Annotated in this window: 18 protein-coding genes; 5 read left to right on the top strand and 13 right to left on the bottom strand. The window is 31.8% G+C overall.

Translation table 11 applies throughout. The features are described from left to right. Positions 1 to 56 precede the first annotated feature (56 nt). From tadF to GYW75_RS08335, 10 genes are all read right to left on the bottom strand, one after another. On the bottom strand, positions 57 to 827 hold the full coding sequence (gene tadF / locus GYW75_RS08380) for a tight adherence pilus pseudopilin TadF (protein ID WP_174799021.1): 771 nt from the start codon (positions 825 to 827) through the stop codon (positions 57 to 59). A gap of 32 nt (positions 828 to 859) precedes the next feature. Then, positions 860 to 1324, bottom strand: a complete 465-nt coding sequence (locus tag GYW75_RS08375) for a TadE/TadG family type IV pilus assembly protein (RefSeq protein WP_174799020.1) — start codon at positions 1322 to 1324, stop codon at positions 860 to 862. A gap of 30 nt (positions 1325 to 1354) precedes the next feature. Further along, a complete protein-coding gene (locus tag GYW75_RS08370; RefSeq protein ID WP_174799019.1) occupies positions 1355 to 2518 on the bottom strand; it encodes a hypothetical protein in 1164 nt (387 codons plus the stop codon). An 18-nt stretch (positions 2519 to 2536) separates the two neighbouring features. After that, positions 2537 to 3970: a type II and III secretion system protein family protein gene (locus GYW75_RS08365; protein WP_174799018.1), complete on the bottom strand. Its 1434-nt coding sequence runs from the start codon at positions 3968 to 3970 to the stop codon at positions 2537 to 2539. Positions 3971 to 3972: 2 nt separating this feature from the next. Then, positions 3973 to 4857: a hypothetical protein gene (locus GYW75_RS08360; protein ID WP_174799017.1), complete on the bottom strand. Its 885-nt coding sequence runs from the start codon at positions 4855 to 4857 to the stop codon at positions 3973 to 3975. A 50-nt stretch (positions 4858 to 4907) separates the two neighbouring features. Then, positions 4908 to 6320, bottom strand: a complete 1413-nt coding sequence (locus tag GYW75_RS08355) for a tetratricopeptide repeat protein (RefSeq protein WP_174799016.1) — start codon at positions 6318 to 6320, stop codon at positions 4908 to 4910. A 13-nt stretch (positions 6321 to 6333) separates the two neighbouring features. After that, the gene (locus GYW75_RS08350) at positions 6334 to 7212 is read right to left on the bottom strand and encodes a type II secretion system F family protein (RefSeq protein ID WP_174799015.1); all 879 of its coding nucleotides are present in this window, start codon (positions 7210 to 7212) and stop codon (positions 6334 to 6336) included. A 3-nt stretch (positions 7213 to 7215) separates the two neighbouring features. Beyond that, positions 7216 to 8142: a type II secretion system F family protein gene (locus tag GYW75_RS08345; protein WP_174799014.1), complete on the bottom strand. Its 927-nt coding sequence runs from the start codon at positions 8140 to 8142 to the stop codon at positions 7216 to 7218. Next, positions 8139 to 9446 carry a CpaF family protein gene (locus GYW75_RS08340; RefSeq protein ID WP_174799013.1) on the bottom strand — a complete coding sequence of 436 codons (1308 nt, stop codon included), beginning with the start codon at positions 9444 to 9446 and terminating at the stop codon, positions 8139 to 8141. The genes GYW75_RS08345 and GYW75_RS08340 overlap by 4 nt, the downstream gene beginning before the upstream one ends. Positions 9447 to 9554: 108 nt before the next feature. After that, a complete protein-coding gene (locus GYW75_RS08335) occupies positions 9555 to 9788 on the bottom strand; it encodes a Flp family type IVb pilin (protein ID WP_202983951.1) in 234 nt (77 codons plus the stop codon). Between the two features lie 307 nt (positions 9789 to 10095). Between GYW75_RS08335 and GYW75_RS08330 the strand changes: the two genes are divergently transcribed. The 4 genes from GYW75_RS08330 to GYW75_RS08315 all read left to right on the top strand — a co-directional run bounded on the left by GYW75_RS08330 (position 10096) and on the right by GYW75_RS08315 (position 16369). After that, positions 10096 to 11697: a phosphoethanolamine transferase gene (locus tag GYW75_RS08330; protein ID WP_202983950.1), complete on the top strand. Its 1602-nt coding sequence runs from the start codon at positions 10096 to 10098 to the stop codon at positions 11695 to 11697. 712 nt (positions 11698 to 12409) lie between these two features. Beyond that, the gene (locus tag GYW75_RS08325; protein WP_202983949.1) at positions 12410 to 13726 is read left to right on the top strand and encodes a phosphoethanolamine transferase; all 1317 of its coding nucleotides are present in this window, start codon (positions 12410 to 12412) and stop codon (positions 13724 to 13726) included. 157 nt (positions 13727 to 13883) lie between these two features. Next, positions 13884 to 15470 carry a sulfatase-like hydrolase/transferase gene (locus GYW75_RS08320; RefSeq protein ID WP_174799012.1) on the top strand — a complete coding sequence of 529 codons (1587 nt, stop codon included), beginning with the start codon at positions 13884 to 13886 and terminating at the stop codon, positions 15468 to 15470. Between the two features lie 158 nt (positions 15471 to 15628). After that, positions 15629 to 16369 (top strand): aldo/keto reductase, encoded by a 741-nt coding sequence (locus GYW75_RS08315; RefSeq protein ID WP_174799011.1) that lies wholly within the window; start codon positions 15629 to 15631, stop codon positions 16367 to 16369. Between the two features lie 98 nt (positions 16370 to 16467). Here the strand turns inward: GYW75_RS08315 and GYW75_RS08310 are convergent, their stop codons facing one another. Then, complete coding sequence (locus GYW75_RS08310) at positions 16468 to 17052, bottom strand: TetR/AcrR family transcriptional regulator (protein ID WP_085165965.1); 585 nt, start codon at positions 17050 to 17052, stop codon at positions 16468 to 16470. A gap of 50 nt (positions 17053 to 17102) precedes the next feature. Continuing rightward, positions 17103 to 18104: a type I glyceraldehyde-3-phosphate dehydrogenase gene (gap, locus tag GYW75_RS08305; RefSeq protein ID WP_174799143.1), complete on the bottom strand. Its 1002-nt coding sequence runs from the start codon at positions 18102 to 18104 to the stop codon at positions 17103 to 17105. A 194-nt stretch (positions 18105 to 18298) separates the two neighbouring features. On the opposite strand from gap, the gene GYW75_RS08300 reads away from it, so the two are divergent. Then, positions 18299 to 19510 (top strand): MFS transporter, encoded by a 1212-nt coding sequence (locus GYW75_RS08300; RefSeq protein WP_174799010.1) that lies wholly within the window; start codon positions 18299 to 18301, stop codon positions 19508 to 19510. A gap of 405 nt (positions 19511 to 19915) precedes the next feature. Here the strand turns inward: GYW75_RS08300 and GYW75_RS08295 are convergent, their stop codons facing one another. Beyond that, positions 19916 to 21397: a hypothetical protein gene (locus tag GYW75_RS08295; protein WP_174799009.1), complete on the bottom strand. Its 1482-nt coding sequence runs from the start codon at positions 21395 to 21397 to the stop codon at positions 19916 to 19918. Positions 21398 to 21648: the final 251 nt, after the last annotated feature.

Raw genomic sequence — 21648 nt, 5'->3', positions numbered from 1 at the left:
TGATTAATTTGTTTATGTCTGTTATGGCTCATATAATACTCTCAAAAGTGTGTTGATTACCGATAATAAATTGGGCAATTTCCATCAGAGCTTGAAATATCATTACAACGTGATAACACTACAATATTGCTACATAAATTTGGTAAAGTATCAGTAGCTTTTCTGCTTGAATTAAACCATTTTAAATAAAGGCTTTCTTCGTTAACTATACACATACTAACTCGATATAAGGGAATCCAACGCCCTGCTAACCCTGTTGTGGGATCAGCAGCACGTTCAACATACGGAACAAGTTTGGAATAGTCAGTAAGTGAGTTATTTGAATTATCAGTCATACTGGGTAACGAATTAAAATAGTCCCCAATACCACCATCATTACATACACCAGAGGAGCAAGAACTAGCGCTTAGATTAACAAGTTGCGCATGAGCCAAGCTTTTGGGGTTAGCAACATCTTGAAAAATAAATAAACTATCGACTTTTAAAGTAACATTACGTCCATTTAGTAATGAACTTGCTAGGCGGCTGAGTTCTTCCACTTGAGTACCATCAAATAACTCATGAGAATTAAAACAGAAGTTAGAATCAGCACATAATGCAGCCACCTCTTGAACTGTCGAGCCATTTATAACTGGATAAATTGCTGATCTTTCACGAAAAATAGAAGCTACAGTATAATTTGCCCGCTCTAATCTATTTTGTAACATGATACTACTGTAAGTATCATAGATAATAAATACTAAAAGTGAAAACAAACAAAAACATGCTGCAAACTCTATTGAAATTATACCGTCTTTATTACGAAAAAAATTATCAGAATATCTCATTTGCTATTTCATTCCTTTAATTATCAATTATTTTAATAAAACTCACGGTAAACAATAGTCTTCTTTTCCAGAGAGCTGTCAAGTATACGACCAAACAGCTTGGAGAATATAGCATTGTAGTCATACTTCAATTCAAATAATAGTATTGGAGCATCGCTAACTGGAGTATTTAGGCAATTATTATTAATTGCCTCATCAATTTTTTTACAGTATTTCACAGTTATTTCAAATTTTTGTGGATCTGCTATATAAGGCCATGAAGGCACTTCAGAATTAATCAATTCCTGCAACTGTTGATTATAGTCTGCATTTTGAGAAATCGCCGTTTTTCTAGTTATTTCTGTAGTCACCAGATCTAAAGCCGAACCAATAATCATAATTCGACTAAATTCTAGTACAAATAAAAATAGAACAATTAAATAAGGAAAAACAATTGCAAACTCTATCGAAACACTTGCATTTTTTTGACCAAAGAATAATTTCCAATATTTAAACATAATTTTTGCTCTACTCTATTATATTAACGATTAATCTTTCTTTTTCTTTAATATTGAAAAAGACATCTTTTGTTTATTTTTTTTAACTTTTTTATTACCAATAATAGCCGCAGCCATTTCATTTATTTCACTGCTAGTATGTGCTTTTTTAAATTTATCTAATCTTGGAATAAATTTGCGTGTAAAATCGATATTTCTACCTAAGAATTCTTCAATATCCTCATTTTGCAAAGCATTTTTTTTATCATAAGGAAGGTTTTCATTTAAACAAACCAAAAAACGTTTATTTAATAAATCCGTATTTTGTGTACTAATACGTGCGATTTCCTCCAAAATTCTCTTAGCAACTTTGATTGAAAAGGGATCTCTATTTATTACAATAAACACAATGTTTGAAAGCTTTATGATTTCATCAAAATGCTTAAACGAAGATTGCAATCCCATATTTTGATCAATAACAGTAATATTGAATTGACCTGAATTTAGATCATCATATTTCCAAGCCTTATCAGCAAGTTCAACTTTTACTCGTAAAGACATTTCAATATCAACAATTGAACCATCTTGAGGAATTGGTGTTTCAAATAAAAAATCTGCATTAGGGCTTGTAGTTGCACCTTGGATATAAAGAAGCGGATAATTTGTTAACGAACTGATTTTTTTTAGTGTATGAACTGCTAATGATGATGTGCCAATTCCACCTTTACAACCTAAAAATGTAATAACGCTACCTACTCTTTGGCTAGAACCAGGTGGAGTAATACTCCTTGAGTGTAAGATATCAGGAATTTTCTCTAATTGAGTATTCTCTAATAAAAAATGAATTCCTTTTTTTAATAAAAATTCAGAAAACTGGATTGAATCATGGCTACCAATAAGTATTGTTGATGCTTGAATTGGAAAAAAACGATTGACATTTTCAGATAATAGCTCAGCATCACCTTCATCTTTAATATCTAAAATAATAGCATCATATTTATTCCAACGTGGGTCCTCTTTTAATTCAGATAATTCTAATGAGAAGATCTCCATGGCTAACACATTGTAAAGGAAAAGCACCGAACGAATATTTTCAATCAATTCAGGTCTTTTGCTTAAAATAGCGATCTGAAAACCAGAAATGCGTCCAACCACAAATTCTTGTGATGGTTCTTTTGATATATCTTTATCTTTTTTATTACCAAATAATTGCATAAAAATCCCACTAATTTTTTATTCAATAAAACCCATATCGTTAATAAACTTTTCACTTTCATTAGATATTGGTACTGTTTTTCGGCGTTGTTTATCCATATTATTCTTAATATTAAAGAAACTATTTACTGCATCTGTTCGCTCTAAAACCGGTAATTCTACACCATCAAAACTATTATTAGGTGTAACTAAATTAACTGTTGCAAATACGACCATTTCAGTCTTTTCACGACCAGTTGTAGTACTACGAGTCAATGCTCCTAAAATAGGAATTTCACTAACAAAAGGGATACGGGATAATGTTTCTGAGTCCTGTTCACTAATTAATCCTGCAATAACAAAGCTGTCACCATCAGATAAATCAATAGTAGAACTTGTTTTTCGAGTTTGTAAAGTCGGTATATTATAGTTATTAAAAGCATATGAACCAGCAACCGAACTCACTTCGTTATTAATAAATAATCTAATGCGTTTGTCATTGTTTACTTTAGTACTGATATTTAATTTAATACCATACTCTTTATAAGTAACTTCAGAATCACCATCTTTACCTTTAGTCACAATGGGAATCTCACCACCAACAAGAAATGCAGCACTTTCGCCAGATAATACAGATAAATTAGGTTGTGCTAAAATTTTAGCTAGGCGATCATTTTTTATAGCACGAATCATTGTAGTAATGTTATGAATATTAAATCCTTTTTTTAGACCTAATAGAGTGAACTCGCCAATATTGTTCATCTTAAAATCTTGACCTTTGGCCATACTATCCAAAGTTAAGCTTTGCCACTCAATACCCAATGAATCAGTAAAAGTTTTGCTAACTTCAACAAAAGTCAATCTGACATTAACTTGATACTCTTCAATTACTCTAATATTATCAATAATATTGTTATATACATAGTAATCTTGGAATGTAAGTTCTTGGTTGACAAAATCTTCACCTGATACTTTATTTCGTATTCGCTCTGCATTTTGCCCAACAAGTGTACCTACAAGCGCCATGATTTTACCTTTTGTTGTAGTGTCGGGTGCAGTACCATTTAGTACATAGACAAATCTACCACTTGGGTCACCGTTATCGTAACGATCTATTGTTACGCTACTATTTGGAAAGTTTTGCGCTAACCTATTTGTAATTTGAGATAAAAGTGGATCGACATTAATGGTGTCATTAATAATAATATTATTTGCATCATCATAAACAAGTAAACTAGTTCTACCATTTTGTTTACCATATATAATTAGTGATTTACCATCAACAACTTCATAATTTGCAACGCTGTCTTGACTAATAAAAACCGTACCTACATTCTCAGGTAAAACAATTGTTTTACTTTGCCCAATATGTAAATTGTGAGTATTAGCAAAAACCAACGGAGAGAAGCTAATTGATAATAAACAAGCTAGCAGTTTGATTTTGTTCATAATTGGTTTAACTTTTATTAGCATTCTTAATTCCCTTTTAGCAAATTAATTTGTTTTTTCTTTGAGAAAATAGCTTTATCAGTTAATGGCCATTTCTTTTCTTTATCACTTAACAAACGTAATCCATCATCAACATTTTGTTTATAAGTACTTGGATACATCATAACTGTGGAATTGGTCATTAGTGTTCTTAATAATTTAATTTCTTGATTTGAAAGCTCTAATTGAACTTGACCTACCTCTTTTCTCTGAAATTTTTGGTCTATTGTATCTCCTAGATCAATATAGAGAATCTTTTTACCAACAATAATTGGTTTTATGCGATTTTTAACAAAATCATCACTAGGTGAAACTAATCTATCTTCTTTATAATTTTTACTATTAGTATTAGACTTAGCTATTTCATCATCACTATAAAATATATAAAGATCAACAAGATCGCCACTCTTTAGATTTTTTACCAAGTATGAATCAATTTGATCCAATTTGAATGGAAACATATAATTTCCTTCTTTTATCGCTGACATTAAGTATTCCTCTGAATTAGGTGCAGCAATAAAACTTCTTTCTATAAATGCATCTTTTGCAATATTATTTTTAGCAACATAAGCATCGATTTCTGTTGCATCGCCTATATATTTGGATTTGTCATTAGACCCAATTTTGACTTCTATCGATTTAAAATAATAGTCATCCTTAGTCAAAATTTTTCTTTTACTAATATCACGCTTAGCAACAGCTACTGTTATGATTTCTGTTTTAGGTTCTTCTTTTTTAGGTTCTTCTTTAACTTGAACTGGTTGCTGAACTATGGGCTCAGCAACAGGTTCAGGCGATGATTTAGTAAATAGTAATGCCAGTCCCACAACTAACATTAATATATATAGAATAATTATTTTTTTTTGTTTCATGCAAACTCCCTAAAATTTTATATCTATTGTTATTATTATTTTTTTTGCACTTATTTATTCTCTAAATAAAAATCAAATGCAAAGCAATGAGCTTTACCGTTAGAATTAGGGCCTGCATCGAAATCCTTCACTATTGAGTCTTGTTTTGTTTTTATTTGTAAAACTAATGTTTTTTCGGCAGTTAAAGTTCCTGTAACATTGGCAAAATCACGATCACTACGAGATATTTGGTTAATGATATAATTTATTCCTTTGCTAGGAAGGGTTACGTCATATAACGATAATTTGAACTCTGTTGATGAAATTTTTTCAATTACGTATTGATTTTTATTTAATGGACTAACTGTTTCAAAAGTTATTCGACTAAATTTTCGATGTTCGCCAGATCGAACAGCTAAAATAGTCGATTGAGTCGCCGCCCGATTGACTTGATTATTTTGTTTAGAATCTGTTTTATTAACAACTGCCGAATTAGTTGCAGTAGCTTGAGAAGCTGTTTTGGATTCAGTTTCTGAATCTAATTTAGCCACACTCGATAATTTAGCACTAACTTCCGACTTATCAGTTGTTTGTGAATTAGTTACTTTTTCAGACTTAACAACTTTCTTGTCCGTTTTATCTACCTTTTGTGATGCCGATTTTTCAATTGTATACTGCTTTTGATTTTCGCTTTGCGCTGGCACAATTTCATTAAATTTAATCGCTTTAATTGGCTCGATCTGTTTTAGTTCTTGTATTAATATTTCTGGCTCACTAGATAACCTATGCCCTAAGCAAAATGACTTAGCTAATTGAATTTTATTTAATTTAACTAACGTGTAAAGCAAGTTATGAAGAATGGTTTGGTCACGATATCCTTTTGTATATAAAATATTTAAGTGCTTATAAGCCTCATTATAATCTTGATTCAAAATTGATAGCATAGCTAGATTATTTGTGACTTTGTTCTCATCATAAAAGTTTTCTCTAGCTAGATTGAATGAATATCGTGCAGCATCGTATTGTTTCTTTTTCAACAAAACAATACCTTTTACATTATACGCTTCACCGTTTTTAGGATTAATCGTGATTGCTTTGTCTAAATATTCTAATGCAGTGTCATTATTCCCCATTTTTGATTCAACATGACCATACAAAACAAAAAGATTATCATTTTTGCTTTTATTTAAAACAGGGGTTAATGTTCTTTTTGATGCTTCATAATCATTAGATAAATAATAGACTTGAGCAAGTTTATATCTTGTATCTTCAGTATCAGATCTTTGTAAACGTTGTTTATAAAGCTCAATTAAACCACCATAATTTTTTGTGGTTTCATGAATGAAAATTTTTTGCTGCTCATTTAAATCATATCTTAAGGTACTATTTTGACATCCAGTAGCAACAAACAATATTGAACATACCGCAATAAATTTCGGATTTATTAACACTTTTGGTTTACAGAATTTTAAAAAATCATTCATTATCTCTAGATCCTTAATTATTCATCTGACTTAATGTCGATATAATATTCATAATAACTGGCGCAACTACAACAACAAGAACAGGAACTAAAAAGAATACCATCATCGGCATTGTCATTTTAGCTGCAATAGCAGCGATTCTTTCTTCTATTGTTAATTTTTGTACTTCTCTGATTTCAGCTGATAATTCTAATAAAGCGTCATAAATCGAATTACCATAACTAATACTCCTTTTTAAAGTAATACAAAACATTCTGACTTCTTTACACGGTACTTCTTTCAAAATTAAATCAATAGCGAGCTCGATACCATTAACATCCATCATTAAACAAGCTCTTTCTAAAATAGTTGCCACATCCCTATTAATTGGTTTTACTCTTGTGCTTAAATATCTAAAACCATTTTCGACTGTCATACCTGATTTCACCATAATTGCCATCATATCAATGATCAATGGTAAATCTTGTGAAATTCTTTTAATTCTTTTTTCTGTTTGTTTTTTTACCAATCTATCAGGCAGAATAATGACTATAATAATAATAAGGAATAATACAATTAGTAATATATTTGAACTAAGTTCAATAAAAGAAAATATTTGATTCACAAGATAAAAAAATGAAAATCCGATAATGATAGCGTAAATCTTCCAACTATTTTGTTCTTGAAAACGGCGCAAAAAAGTTAAGCTTATGCTATTTTTTTCAGCGAGTCTCTCAAAAGCAAGATTTCTTTGGTTAATATGCTTTTTAGGTGTTCTCTTTTCTTCATTTTCATTACTTAATAACAAATTAAGTTTTTCTTTTCTTTGATGCAACAAATATAAGCAGACTAATTCTCTACTACCTATAAAAATTAAAATAATGGGAATTAATATATTTAATAAATTCATCATAATTTAAATGACCTTATTAACCATTCCTTTTATAATGAAAAGCCCAATAACCACACTACCAAATATATAATATAAAACATAATGACCAGCTGTTGTGCCAACCAATTGTTCATAATTTGCTGGTGAAGCAAATTTAAGAATAAAAATAAAAGCAAAAGGCATACCACCTAGTATTTTCATAGTCATTCTTAATTCAGCCGTTTTACCGTCTCTAGTTTTAGTTAAAATTCGATTGTTTATTAACATTTTTGTTAACCGACTAAGAACTTCTTTTAATTCTCCACCACTATCTAGATTAACCATTACTGTCAAAATAAAAAAATAATATTCTGGAAATGGAAGCCTTAAATAAGATCTTATTAACACATCCTCAATATTTTCACCAATTTCAATTCGGCTATCCACATCCTTCATTACTTCACCAACAATTCCACCAATAGAATTTCCACACGTTTTAAAACTTGTTGTTATTGCACCACCAGATGACACAACACCTGTAATAGTGTTTAATGCTTCAGGAAATGTATCGTAAAACTCTTTTTTTAACTTTCTTTTTTTTATATAAATAATTATAACAATTGTGATAATAATACTAACTAAAGTAGCAAAATAGCTATTATAGTTAATATACTTTTCATTCAATATGATACCTGCAACTGTACCTGCAAAAATATAAACAAACAACCGACTTTTTGATTGCCCTATTACAAGAAAATTGTAATCAGCTCTAATCATCATTTTAATATTAAAGCTGATGCGTTCCCAAGAGGATTGCTTTTTTTGAGATAATTGTCTTTCGACCAAACTTGATAACGAAGTATTTTTAGTTTCGACATTATAAAATACTTGTAATCGCCCACTACGGCGATGCAATGCAAAAATATTTATAATGGCAACAAAAATAAGCACCAGCGAAAGAAGTAGAATCATGTTTTTAAACCTACTGCATTTAACATTAGTTTTTCTAACACATCTGACATTTCATAATATTGAGCACTATCATAAAGTGCAGATCGCCTAACTAATCCATTACAGACAAATTCACCTTGAATCTTACCATTTCCGTCTCTTTCGTCATGAATTTTAAACTTAAAAACGTCATGAGTAACAATATTATCGGATTCTAATCCCATAACTTCAGTAATACTCATTACTTTACGTTGTCCATCTGGAAGGCGTGAAGCCTGAATAATATAGTTAACGGAAGAAGCAATATAATGTCTAATTGCAACAATAGGTAATTCAGGTTGAGCCATAATGATCATACTTTCTAATCGAGATAAAGCATCTTTAGCAGTATTGGCGTGTAATGTCGACATTGAACCATTGTGACCCGTATTCATAGCTTGAAGCATTTCAAAAGCTTCTTCACCACGGCACTCCCCTAAAATAATTCGATCTGGTCGCATACGCAATGCATTAACTAAGAGATTTTGCATAGTTACTCTTCCACGACCATCTTCACCACCTGATTTGGTTTCCAGTCTAAGCACATGATCTTGCTGCAACTTTAATTCAGCGGCATCTTCAAGTGTAATAGTTCGCTCATGTTCACCTATAAATCCAGACAATGCATTAAGCATTGTTGTTTTACCAGAACCTGTTCCACCTGAAACAATAATATTCATTCGACATCGAGCAGCAATAACTAAAAAATTAGCCATGTCCTCATTTAGTGAACCATAGTTGATCAAGTCATGAAATGTTCGACGGCCAGTACCAAATTTACGAATTGACATCGACGTTCCATCAATGGCAACTGGAGGAATAACAACATTAAGTCGGCTACCATCGGGCATCCGTGAATCGACTAAAGGATGTGCCTCATCAATATTTTTACCGACTTTATTGACTAAACGTCTTGCGATATCAAGTAGTTGACGTTCGTTTATAAAAAACTTATCCGTTTTGGCAAGGACCCCGCCCCGTTCAACATAAATACTATAAGGACCGTTGACTAAAATATCATTAACCGTTTCATCTTTCATTAATGAGTCAATTGGACCATAACCAATAATTTCATCGCAAATCATACCTGCCAATACACCCGATTCATCGGCAGTAATATAAGCATTGCCAGAATTAACAATATCTCTGATTATTGTTTGAATTTCACGCAAAACTCGATTGGGTTCGTTTTTTAATTGCTCAATTAAATCAAGATCAAGTACTTGAAAAACCAAGTCACGAACTCTACCCCATTCATCAGAAAACTTAGATTGTCCATTAGCCATAACATTTATTATATTATTTTTTACATTACAAAAAAGTTACTAGCACTTTAACTCGTGCTAGCAACTTTGACTTAACAAAGATTAATAATACATTATCTTCAAACTAAATTAAGCACCAGTAGATACAGTATTGATTGTAGAAATTACTTTAGTTTTTAAAGTACTAAAAACATTACTTAACATTGAAGCTACTGGACCATCACCTTTAAAGACAACGAATACAACAGTAGCAACACCAGCTGCAACAATTGCATATTCAATTGCTGTTACACCTTTTTCATTTTTAACAAATTTACCTAAAAAATTTCTTGTTTGAGCACGAATTGCTGATAAATACATCATTATTTTCTCCTTTTAAATACTTTTTAATTATTACTAAAAATTTATACTTCTTTATCAAGAAGTGTACATATCTTACACTAATAAAATTAAAATGACTAGCTATCGATCGAAAATTGTATTTTAATAATTCACATCATTATTATTGTGTAAATATTCACCATTAACATAATTATATTACTTCTTTTTTTTCAAAAACATGTATTTTTAAAAATTCAATAATGCACTCTGTTTAATAAAATTTAATTGAAAAAATATAATTGATTATTATAATTTTTACAAAATAACGATAAGATAACTAAGATATATTATGAAATCATATGGAATTAAAAGAAGTTCCCGCTTAATTTTACTGTTAATCTATACTTTTATTAGTGTTATTTTTGCTTTTATTTACCTTACTAAGTCTGGAGCACAAAGGGATGGATTTTGTTTTGAAAATCCTTTTTTTTATCTAATTACAATAACAACTTTATGTTTTATTGTGTTAGTACATACAAGTATTAGTAGTCGTCATAAACCCATTGTTGTCTTTGGTTTTTTATTTTTATTTCTTTTTTTATCTGAAATTAGTTATTGTATTTTTTATGGGGAAATAATATCAGAAGGAGTACTTGATTCTATTATTGAGACTAATTCTCACGAAGTAACGTCAATGACTAAACAGGCTTTGCTCATAATAGGTCCAGCATTTATTACAACCTTTCTTTTTTTATTTGTTCTTAAAAAATTAATTTTTGTTAAATTTAGGATTTTTGTCCCCCTATCTTTGTATATACTTATACTATCCGTTGTTCTTTTATTCCTAGTAACTAAATCATCACTAAAGTCTGACATTAAAAATGGTCATCTTAAAAGTAGTGTTAGTGTAATTCGAACAATATTCCCTGCTGTGCTAGGCGATTTATCCTATCTTTTGGCTAGTTATGCATCAACGGATATCTATTCAAATACCAATGAAATTGAGAAATTTAATCAAGCTGTGATTTTACCTCCTAATAAGCCTGATAACGACTTGATCGTATTTATTATGGGCGAATCTTCTTTAGTTTCCCGCTATAGCGCTTATGGTTATCATCAGCAAACTACGCCTTTTATGACCAATATTTTTAGTCAAAATGGCGGATGTATTATCCCAAATAGCCACTCAGCAGCCGCTTTAACCCGGGATTCTATACCAATGACACTTTCATTCAATGTGCCCGAAAGTAATGATAATTTGTTCGATAATAAATCGATTATTGAGATGGCTAAGTTCAATCATTACAAAACCTATTGGTTAGCATCGGCTGCGCAAGCAATTCAAGGTACATTTAATAGCAAATTTGGTTTTATTGCGCGTAAAAGCGATGTTATCACTTTTAGTGAAGATCTTTTGGATATTAATTTAAGTCAATTATTAGAAGACACTCTACAAAAAGATAATTCTTCAAAAAAATTTATTTTTGTGCATTTGCGCGGTAGCCATCAACCCTATACAAAAGGTTATGATGAAGTTGATAAGTTGGCTTTACCTGATGCCGAAGCATATGATTTAACTATTCATCATACCGACCGTACAATCAAAGCATTATATGATGTTATTAATAAATATAGTAACAACTATACCGTTATTTATACCTCGGATCATGGCGAAATTGTGAATGTTGGGCATGGTATAGGTGACAATGTTGACCAGTTCCTAATCCCTTTTATGTTTATATCAACCAATCAACGATATAATTGCCAATTTATTGAATCATTTCGGGGACAAGACGGCTATTTAAGTGGGCTTATGAATAAATATATTCTTTCTAATCTGTTAGGCTATGAGATTGATCCAGCTATCCTTGACAAAGAAAAAAACAATGATCGAGTTTTTATGCCAAACAGCAGTGTCATGCCTTTTTTAGAAGTACTTAACAAACATTAATTTGTTACCTATTATACGTTGAGAAATTGATAGAGATAGACTATGAATTTTATACAAAATATTAAATGGGCCGTAAAAATATAGCTCCTTTTTGTTATTACATACTAGAGGCTATCGATCTTTCAATAAAAAGAAAATAAAAAGATATTGTATATGATATAGTTTTGCCAAAATGGGCAATAACAGCACGCTATATGTAGAACATCTGTAACAGATAACTACTGGGAAAAAACAGAAATTGTAAATAAATAAGAAAAAATAAAAATAAACAAGCATATAGAAACAGACTAGAAAATGTTTTATATTGAATACGCGGTAGCTGTACGTGGCGAGATATTCTAGAGGATATTTAAGGACTGGAGTAACAAAATCAACTGTTACCTTTAACTAGTAAATACACAAATATAGGATGAGGTCATATTTTATGAAATTATGTGGGATAAAAAGAGTTCTGCCCTTAATGTTATTGTTATTAGTTTATACATTTATCAGTGTTATCTGGTCTTACTGCTTTAATAATAGCTATCATGAAAAATCTACCGAATCTATTTTTGGGGATTTGTTTTTCTATATTACAATAATAACAACTTTAATTTTTATTATGATAGTACATAATTGTATTTGCAGCTGTCATAAGCTTATTGTTGTCTTTGGCTTTTCATTATTATTTCTTTTTTTATCCGAAATTAGTTATTTTATTTTTTATGGAGAAATGATATCAGAAGGAGTACTTGATTCTATTATTGAGACTAATTCTTATGAAGCAATGTCAATGGCTAAACAAGCTTCAATCATAATAATTCCTGCGCTTATTGCAGACTTCTTTATTTTATTGATTCTTAAAAAAATTGTTCGTATTAAATTTAAACTTTTTATTCCCATAACTATTTATGTGCTTATATTGTTCTACCTTATTTATTGTCTAGTAAATTACACAGCATTAAAACCTGATATTAAGCGAGGTTTCTATAAAACTAGTGATAGCATAATTCGTAAATGTTATCCTGCTGTACTTGCTAATTTAGCTTATATTTTAACTAGTTATGCATCAACGGATATCTATTCAAATACCAATGAAATTGAGAAATTTAATCAAGCTGTGATTTTACCTCCTAATAAGCCTGATAACGACTTGATCGTATTTATTATGGGCGAATCTTCTTTAGTTTCCCGCTATAGCGCTTATGGTTATCATCAACAAACTACGCCTTTTATGACCAATATTTTTAGTCAAAATGGCGGATGTATTATCCCAAATAGCCACTCAGCAGCCGCTTTAACCCGGGATTCTATACCAATGACACTTTCATTCAATGTACCCGAAAGTAATGATAACTTATTCGATAATAAATCGATTATTGAAATGGCTAAGTTCAATCATTACAAAACCTATTGGTTAGCATCGGCTAGGCAACGAATTAAAGGTACATTTAATACTAAATATGGCTTTATTGCACGTAAAAGCGATGTTATCACTTTTAGTGAAGATCTTTTGGATATTAATTTAAGTCAATTATTAGAAGACACCCTACAAAAAGATAATTCTCCAAAAAAATTTATTTTTGTGCATTTGCGCGGTAGCCATCAACCCTATACAAAAGGTTATGATGAAGTTGATAAGTTGGCTTTACCTGATGTCGAAGAATATGATTTAACTATTCATCACACCGACCGTACAATCAAAGCATTATATGATGTTATCAATAAATATAGTAACAACTATACCATTATTTACACTTCGGATCATGGCGAAATTGTGAATGTTGGGCATGGTATAGGTGACAACGTTGACCAGTTCCTAATCCCTTTTATGTTTATATCAACCAATCAACGATATAATTGTCAATTTATTGAATCATTTCGAGGACCAGATGGTTATTTAAGTGGGCTTATGAATAAATATATTCTTTCTAATCTGTTAGGTTATGAGATTGATCCAGCTATCCTTGACAAAGAAAAAAACAATGATCGAGTTTTTATGCCAAACAGCAGTGTCATGCCTTTTTTAGAAGTACTTAACAAACATTAATTTGTTACTTACTATACGTTGAAAAATTTTTTATCATCATTATGCTTTTTAATAAATACATTAAGTTGTTAAAAAAATTGATTCAGTACAAGCTAACAATCACACAAATAGAACAATAAGTTAACCTAATATGTTAAAAATATAATAAGGTAATATAATGAAATTTTTTAAAATTAAATGGAATCTTTCTTTCATTTTATTGTTGGTTTATATCGTTTTTAGTGCTATTTTTTCTTACTTAACATTTGATGTTATTGGCGGCAAATTTATTTTTAATGAACCTATATTTTATGCCGTTTTGATAACAACTTTATGTTTTATTATTCTTTTACATACTAGTATTCTTAGCCCTAATTATTTTATATTTGCTCTTGGCTCGTTATTTCTATTTCTGTTTTTACTAGAAATAAGTTATTTTATTTATTACGGGCAAGTAATATCTGATACCGTGCTCGACTCTATAGTAGAAACCAGTTCTTATGAAATATTGTCAATGTCTAAACAAGTTTTAATCATAGCTGGCCCCGCATTTATTGCAACTTTTCTTATTTTATTTATTTTTAGAAAAGCAATTACTGTTAAATTTAGACCTGTTATTCCATTAATATTGTATTTAATTTTACTTTTTTTTATTGTTTTTTCACAAAATTTAGCAGAGAAGTCTGAAATCGAGAGAGGCAACTATAAAACTACTGCTGAGATAGTTCGTCGAATTTATCCAGCGGCATTGGGTAATTTATCCTATCTTTTGGCTAGTTATGCATCAACAGATATTTATTCAAGTACCAATGAAATTGAAAAATTTAATGAGGCTATTCTTTTGCCGCCTAGTAAGCCTGATAACGACTTGATCGTATTTATCATGGGGGAATCATCTTTAGTTTCCCGCTATAGCACTTACGGTTATCATAAACAAACTACGCCTTTTATGACCAATATTTTTAGTCAAAATGGCGGATGTATTATCCCAAATAGCCACTCAGCGGCAGCCTTTACTCGGGATTCTATACCTATGACACTTTCATTCAATGTGCCCGAAAGTGATGATAATTTATTTGATAATAAATCGATTATTGAGATGGCTAAGTTCAATCATTACAAAACCTATTGGTTAGCATCGGCTGGGCAACAAATTCAAGGTACATTTAATACTAAGTTTGGTTTTATTGCACGTAAAAGCGATGTTATCACTTTTACTGAAGATATTCTGGATATTAATTTAAGTCAATTATTAGAAGACACCCTACAAAAAGATAATTCTCCAAAAAAATTTATTTTTGTACATTTGCGCGGTAGCCATCAACCCTATACAAAAGGTTATGATGAAGTTGATAAGTTGGCTTTACCTGATGTCGAAGAATATGATTTAACTATTCATCACACCGACCGTGCAATCAAAGCATTATATGATGTTATTAATAAATATAGTAACAACTATACCGTTATTTATACCTCGGATCATGGCGAAATTGTGAATGTTGGGCATGGTATAGGTGACAACGTTGACCAGTTCCTAATCCCTTTTATGTTTATATCAACCAATCAACGATATAATTGTCAATTTATTGAATCATTTCGAGGACCAGATGGCTATTTAAGTGGGCTTATGAATAAATATATTCTTTCTAATCTGTTAGGTTATGAGATTGATCCAGTTATCCTTGACAAAGAAAAAAACAATGATCGAGTTTTTATGCCAAACAGTAGTGTCATGCCTTTTTTAGAAGTTCTCAACAAGCATTAATTTGTTACCTATTATACGTTTGAGGAATTGATAGAAATCGACTATAAATTTTATATAAAAATATTATAAAAGGGGGCACAAAACGCCCCTTTTTTGCTGTTAGTGACATTTATAGCAAGCAGGTCATTGCTAATATTTTAAATTTGGCTAAATAATGAATGTTAGATGGATTTACCGTCCATCTAAAACAGGTCTTAATTTTTAAAATACGTCAGGTTGGCAATGCCATACAAAAATGTAGCATTCCCCGTCAAGAACTATTTATTACCACAAAAATATGGATCACCAACACTAACTATGACAAAGCCAAACAATCAATAGAAGAGTCATTACGCAAATTAAAGACAGATTATATTGATTTACTATTAATTCACCAGCCATTTAATGACTACTACGGTGCTTATCACGCAATGGAAGAAGCTTACGAACAAGGCAAGGCTAAAGCCATCGGCGTTAGCAATTTTTATCCAGATCGCCTTATTGATTTAAACCATTTTGTTCGTATAAAACCAGCGGCTAATCAAGTTGAAACACATGTATTTCAACAACAAAAAGTAGCACGCGAAGTGATGCAAAAGCTAAATACACAAATAATATCATGGGGACCATTTGCCGAGGGTAAAAACAATTTTTTTGAAAACCCAGTACTTATTGAAATTGGCAAAAAACATCAAAAATCAGTTGCACAAGTTGCACTGCGTTTTCTGATTCAAAATGGTATTGTTGTCATTCCTAAATCGACCCGAAAAGAACGAATGGAAGAAAACTTTGATGTATTTAACTTCTCACTTTCAAATCAAGAAATGGCAAGTATAGCGGCTTTAGATACAGGTCATAGCTTATTCTTCTCGCATCAGGATCCAAAAACGGTGGAGTGGTTTATGTCCATTGTGAAATAGAAAAAACAATAAAGAAAAATGAGCTACTTTATTGAGCTATAAATGACGGTTTGACTGTTTTATTGTTTGTAATTCAATACAAATTAAACAAAAATAAACTATGATTTTGGCGTAAATATTTTCAATAGTGAATTGATTGTTAGGTGAAAATAGGATTCATCTTGCAATCCTTTTGCTGAAATATAAGCGCCTTGCAAAGTAGATATGATCAGTGTTACTGCTTCTAACGGTGCAAGAATATTAGAAATACTTCCATCCGAAATTCCCATTCTTATAAGATTTTCTAACGTTTGTTTCATTGTCAAAAATCCGCGTGTAACTTCTGCCGCTAAATGAGGATTTGTCATAATAGACCTATCTCGTGCCATTTGACCAACTAAACAGCCTCGTTGTATATTACGAGGTTTTAATAGCAAATTTGACAGTTTATTATAAGCATTTGTATCAGTATTTAGTACTGAAGCATTTATGCTTATTAACTGTTCTACATTATAAGTTATAGCATATAAAGCCAAATCTTCTTTACCGTTGAAATGGTGGTAAAGGCTACCTTGTCCAACTCCTGACCGCTTTAAAATATCTTTAGGGCTAGTATTTGCAAGACCTTTTTCTAATAAGAGATCAGCCATAGCAATAATGAGCTTTTCTCTGGAATTTTGTTTAGTTTTTTGTTCGTTATTCATATTGCTATAACTCAACACACCATCAATTGACGGTATGTTTAATTAACTAATTATTTAATTTGTAAAATGGTATCCACCAAACGATTTGAAAATCCCCATTCATTGTCGTACCAGCTGACAACTTTGAGTAAAGTACCATCCATCACTTTAGTTAGCTTAGCATCAAAAATAGAGGAAGCTGGATTGCCAATAATATCAGAAGAAACAATTTCATCTTCTGTATAGGTAAGAATACCATCCATTCTTTTCAAGTTTACGGCTTTTTTGATAGTATCATTTACTAATTGTACTGTCACTTCTTTCTCTAGATTTAATGTAAGATCTATCATAGATCCAGTAATGACAGGAACACGCACCGAACCGCCATCTAATTTGCCTTTTAATTCAGGAAAAACAAGTCCAATTGACTGCGCTGCACCAGTTGAAGTCGGAACAATATTTTGTGCTGCACTTCGTGCTCGCCTCATATCCCGATGCGGTGTATCCTGAAGATTTTGATCCTGCGTATAAGCATGAATGGTTGTCATAAAACCTGATTTAATTCCAAAATTCTCATGTAACACCTTAACTAAAGGGGCTAAACAATTTGTTGTACATGAAGCATTAGAAATAATGTGGTGTTCATCTTTGTTATACAAGTGCTCATTCACCCCCTGAACAATAGTTAAATCGACATTTTTTGCTGGAGCAGAAATGAGCACTTTTTTAGCTCCAGCTTTAATATGAGACTGTGCTCTTGTGCCATCATTAAATACACCTGTTGATTCTAATACCACATCAACTTGATGTTTAGCCCATGGGATAGCCTCAGGATCACGTTCTTGATATATCGCAATCTCTTGTTCGTCAATAATTAAGCAACCTTTTTTTACATCAATACTTTTAGCAAAACGTCCAAAAGTTGTGTCATATTTTAAAAGATGAGCGAGTTGATCAATTGAACCCAGATCATTGATCGCAACTATTTTGATGTCATGAGAACAATCCTGCAATGCACGGACAAAACTACGCCCAATACGACCAAAACCATTAATTGCTACATTAGTCATTATTACCTCCAATTACATTAATAAAACATACCAATTAGTACGGTAACACAAAAACACCCTATATACTAATTAAAATCAAAATAATTAATAAATGAAAATAATTTAATGAAATTTATTTAATTTTACTTATACAAATAAATAGAATACTATAAATCAAAACATACCAATTGGTATGCAATTAAATAAGGAAAAATTAAATGGATAAAAAAAATAATTATCGTTGGTTTGTGCTTGGAATTGGTGTTCTGGCACAAGCAACATTTGCGATGGGTTTTGCTGGCATACCCATTACTGGAATTTTAATGCGAGATGCTTATCATTTTTCATTATACGAACTTGGTTTCGTTTTAGGAGCAATGGGGTTAGGTGTTGCAGCTTCAGAGATAATTTGGGGGATCTTGACAGATAAATTAGGTGACAAGAAGGTTTTGATTCTTGGGTTATGGTCATCAGCTATAATGTATGCCTTAATCGCCATATCACTCACGCCAGAAGCTTCACTTGGTGGTGGTGTTAAATATTTACACTTGGGAGCAGCCCTAGTTGTAACAGGAGCTTTCAGCGGTAGTATTAACTCATCATCTGGCAGAACTGTGATGTCATGGTTTGATGATAGTGAACGTGGATTTGCTATGAGTGTTCGTCAAACCGCAATCCCAGTTGGCGGTGCGATTGGAACTGGACTACTGCCTTGGTTATCCTATTCATATGGATTTGAACTGATGTTTATTGTATTAGCTACCACAGGCTTTAGCGTTGGTCTTGTAGTTATATTGTTTATCAACACTAAACAGAGTGAATCAAAATATACACCAAAATCAACCCTCACTATCCCCTCCCCACTAAAAACTGGGGCAGTTTGGAGGGTCGTTATGGCTGCGGGTTTTCTAACGGTACCTCAAATGGCAGTACTCACATTTGGTAGCATCTATATGCGTGATAACCTACATATAGATTTAACATCAATAGCTATTATTCTTATTGGTGTTCAGATTGGTGGTGGGCTGCTCAGGATCTGGTCAGGTTACTATACAGACAAAAAAAAGAATCGTATTGCCTTATTAAAATATTACGCCATACTTGGTGGAATGGCATCTTTAATGCTTTGTTTAATGGTGAGTAATACATATATCGGCATTATATTTATTGTGTTAACGGGGTTATTTGACCATGCGTGGCACGGTATTGCTTATACCGAGGTAGCAGTGAAAGCGGGCATTGAACGTGCGGGAACAGCCTTGGGTATGATTGGCACTACTGTATTTATCACTTCGTTTCTAACTCCTATTATCATTGCTGATATCGCCCATAGCTACGGATGGCGAACGGTATGGGGCACTGTAACCATTCTGACATTTGCTTCGCTATTGTGTTTTATTTCATTGGCAAATAAAGAAATTAAACTTTAGTTTCTATTATTAGTTTGAATTAGTAAAATGATGACGATAAAGTAATTGCTCACTATATACAATACATAAATTACCTATAGTGATCCAAAAACTTTGATAATGAATAGAAAAAAAATTAAGTCTTTAAGAAAAGCATTGAAAATATTTATTAAGATGACCTTATAAAAAACCTCAGGTAGACTATTGATTTTATTTAATTTTTATTTTTTCTTTTTTAATAAAATTAAATAGTTATAGATTATTTTTCGTTTGTTAAGTTAAATTTTGTTTTTTATTTTTGCAAAGCGCTTTTGCTATTTATTAGAAAAAGCGCAAGCTTTTAAAAACTATTGTGCGTATCGTCTGGTCTTACACAGGACTTTGTTCTTTGGTTGAGTGTCCTCAGTTTAGATTAAATATAAAAAACTAAGGAGTGACACAAACGACAAAAGAATCATTGTTAGAGTCGTTGGTAAAAACAGTTCCATAATTTGGATACACAACAAACCGCTCACTTCCAGTAGTGTCACTCGTCCAGTAGTTTAAATATACGAAATCTGCCCAGTGATACTCGGTAATATTACCCCACTCACTCAACAAAACACCACCTATCCGGCGATGATAATTGTTGCCTACTGAAGAAGGTACAGCTCCTTGACAACCATTACCTACAGAAGAACAGTTCGCATTAGTCAGATCCTTTACCTGTGGTACACGATATCCTAGATTATTACACCAAACAGCTTGGTCGGAATAGGGTTTGTTTGTATACCCTCGGTTGACAAACCACTTTTGTAACTCAAATCCATATTTTACTACTACACTATCACTACTATCCTTACCTTCTAATACAAATAACTTTGGTAAATTTGGCACGGTAATTCGACTAGGTTTGTCATTATCCCATTGGGCTTTAGCTTCTGGACCAGTTAAAGTAACATGAACACTAGTACTACCCATAGGGGTTATGGAAGCAGTTATTCCTTCATGTATGACTGGAGCCCACGTTAACTGACTTGCATCGACTCCAACTATATCTAAATCAAAATCCAAACCATCTGCCCCTGTAGTCGGAAAATTTTGTTCGTTTTGTGACGGTATAATCGATTGTATAAGAAACCCAGAAAAGCGCCATGTGCTATCTTGGACAGCAAACTCACCATAACCCTCACGACGATTTGGTCTTACGAAATTGACGCCTACTGTAACCTTTGGTTTGATGTAATATGTTTCACTACTTTCTGTGAAGGTACTAGCATTTGGTTTCCCGTATTGTGTGCTTAAAGATCCCCCTGTACTACTTAATTTTACTTTATAAGGTGCATTACTTATCGTTAATACTTCATTACGACTAACCGTTTGGTTATTTTTATCTGTGATACTAAGCGTTATACTTCCTTCTGCCATTACCCCGCCATCTTGGCCATCACCATCATCATCACCCCAATTACCCTGTGCGACTAAATCGCTAAGGTTCACAGAATTGGTTGATGTCGGTACTATCATGTCAATATTTTCAAAACTTTGACCTGATGCGGGTAGCTCAATGGGATTTGTTGATGATGAAGAATTGTTTTGCGGTGTGAATGTTCGACCATCCGATAACCTAATACTTAATAAGTCATCTGTTGTAGTCACTTTGGTAGTACCACCATCAAAAGTTAAATAAGGTGCAGTACCATGAATGAGTTTAGAAGTCGTGGCCGATAATGCCTGAGATTCCAATGAATACGGCAATAATAGTAGTAGTGTCAATGACAACGGAAATTTAGCAAGTGATTTCGATAAAAATTTTAAAGATAACTTTGATAAGATAAACAAGATTTGTGTAACACCACATCTAGCATGGTGATTTAATAAATTTAAGACATTGGCTTGCCTCTGCTTGTGTCTAAAATGATACTGCATTACGTTCCACCTGTCGATTAAGTTTATTGGTTTCTATATTAACCTTATAATTAAATTAACTAATTTTAAATTGGTGAAATTATAGACGTTTATATAAATTTTTGCTAGTTTTTAGATAAATTTTGGTTAATTTTTGTCAAGAATAAATGTTATTGTTTTGGCTTTATGACAGCTTTTAGGATACATTTTTTATTTAAAAACTTAGCAAGATTTCTGATATTTTGAGCTTTGAGAGTAACAAACCGCAACGG

This window comes from Gilliamella sp. ESL0232 (assembly GCF_013346885.1).
Taxonomy (GTDB): Bacteria; Pseudomonadota; Gammaproteobacteria; order Enterobacterales; family Orbaceae; genus Gilliamella; species Gilliamella bombi.
Note: the sequence above shows the minus strand (reverse complement) of the source record. Positions and strands in the feature narration are given on the sequence as shown.

Coding starts and splice junctions, on each gene's coding strand:
- GYW75_RS08315 (WP_174799011.1), top strand. CDS start 15,629: ATGTTAGATGGATTTACCGTCCATCTAAAACAGGTCTTAATTTTTAAA.
- GYW75_RS08310 (WP_085165965.1), bottom strand. CDS start 17,052: ATGAATAACGAACAAAAAACTAAACAAAATTCCAGAGAAAAGCTCATT.
- GYW75_RS08355 (WP_174799016.1), bottom strand. CDS start 6,320: ATGAATGATTTTTTAAAATTCTGTAAACCAAAAGTGTTAATAAATCCG.
- GYW75_RS08375 (WP_174799020.1), bottom strand. CDS start 1,324: ATGTTTAAATATTGGAAATTATTCTTTGGTCAAAAAAATGCAAGTGTT.
- GYW75_RS08295 (WP_174799009.1), bottom strand. CDS start 21,397: ATGCAGTATCATTTTAGACACAAGCAGAGGCAAGCCAATGTCTTAAAT.
- GYW75_RS08350 (WP_174799015.1), bottom strand. CDS start 7,212: ATGATGAATTTATTAAATATATTAATTCCCATTATTTTAATTTTTATA.
- GYW75_RS08345 (WP_174799014.1), bottom strand. CDS start 8,142: ATGATTCTACTTCTTTCGCTGGTGCTTATTTTTGTTGCCATTATAAAT.
- GYW75_RS08300 (WP_174799010.1), top strand. CDS start 18,299: ATGGATAAAAAAAATAATTATCGTTGGTTTGTGCTTGGAATTGGTGTT.
- GYW75_RS08335 (WP_202983951.1), bottom strand. CDS start 9,788: ATGATGTATTTATCAGCAATTCGTGCTCAAACAAGAAATTTTTTAGGT.
- tadF (WP_174799021.1), bottom strand. CDS start 827: ATGAGATATTCTGATAATTTTTTTCGTAATAAAGACGGTATAATTTCA.
- GYW75_RS08360 (WP_174799017.1), bottom strand. CDS start 4,857: ATGAAACAAAAAAAAATAATTATTCTATATATATTAATGTTAGTTGTG.
- GYW75_RS08320 (WP_174799012.1), top strand. CDS start 13,884: ATGAAATTTTTTAAAATTAAATGGAATCTTTCTTTCATTTTATTGTTG.
- GYW75_RS08370 (WP_174799019.1), bottom strand. CDS start 2,518: ATGCAATTATTTGGTAATAAAAAAGATAAAGATATATCAAAAGAACCA.
- GYW75_RS08325 (WP_202983949.1), top strand. CDS start 12,410: ATGATATCAGAAGGAGTACTTGATTCTATTATTGAGACTAATTCTTAT.
- GYW75_RS08340 (WP_174799013.1), bottom strand. CDS start 9,446: ATGGCTAATGGACAATCTAAGTTTTCTGATGAATGGGGTAGAGTTCGT.
- GYW75_RS08330 (WP_202983950.1), top strand. CDS start 10,096: ATGAAATCATATGGAATTAAAAGAAGTTCCCGCTTAATTTTACTGTTA.
- GYW75_RS08365 (WP_174799018.1), bottom strand. CDS start 3,970: ATGCTAATAAAAGTTAAACCAATTATGAACAAAATCAAACTGCTAGCT.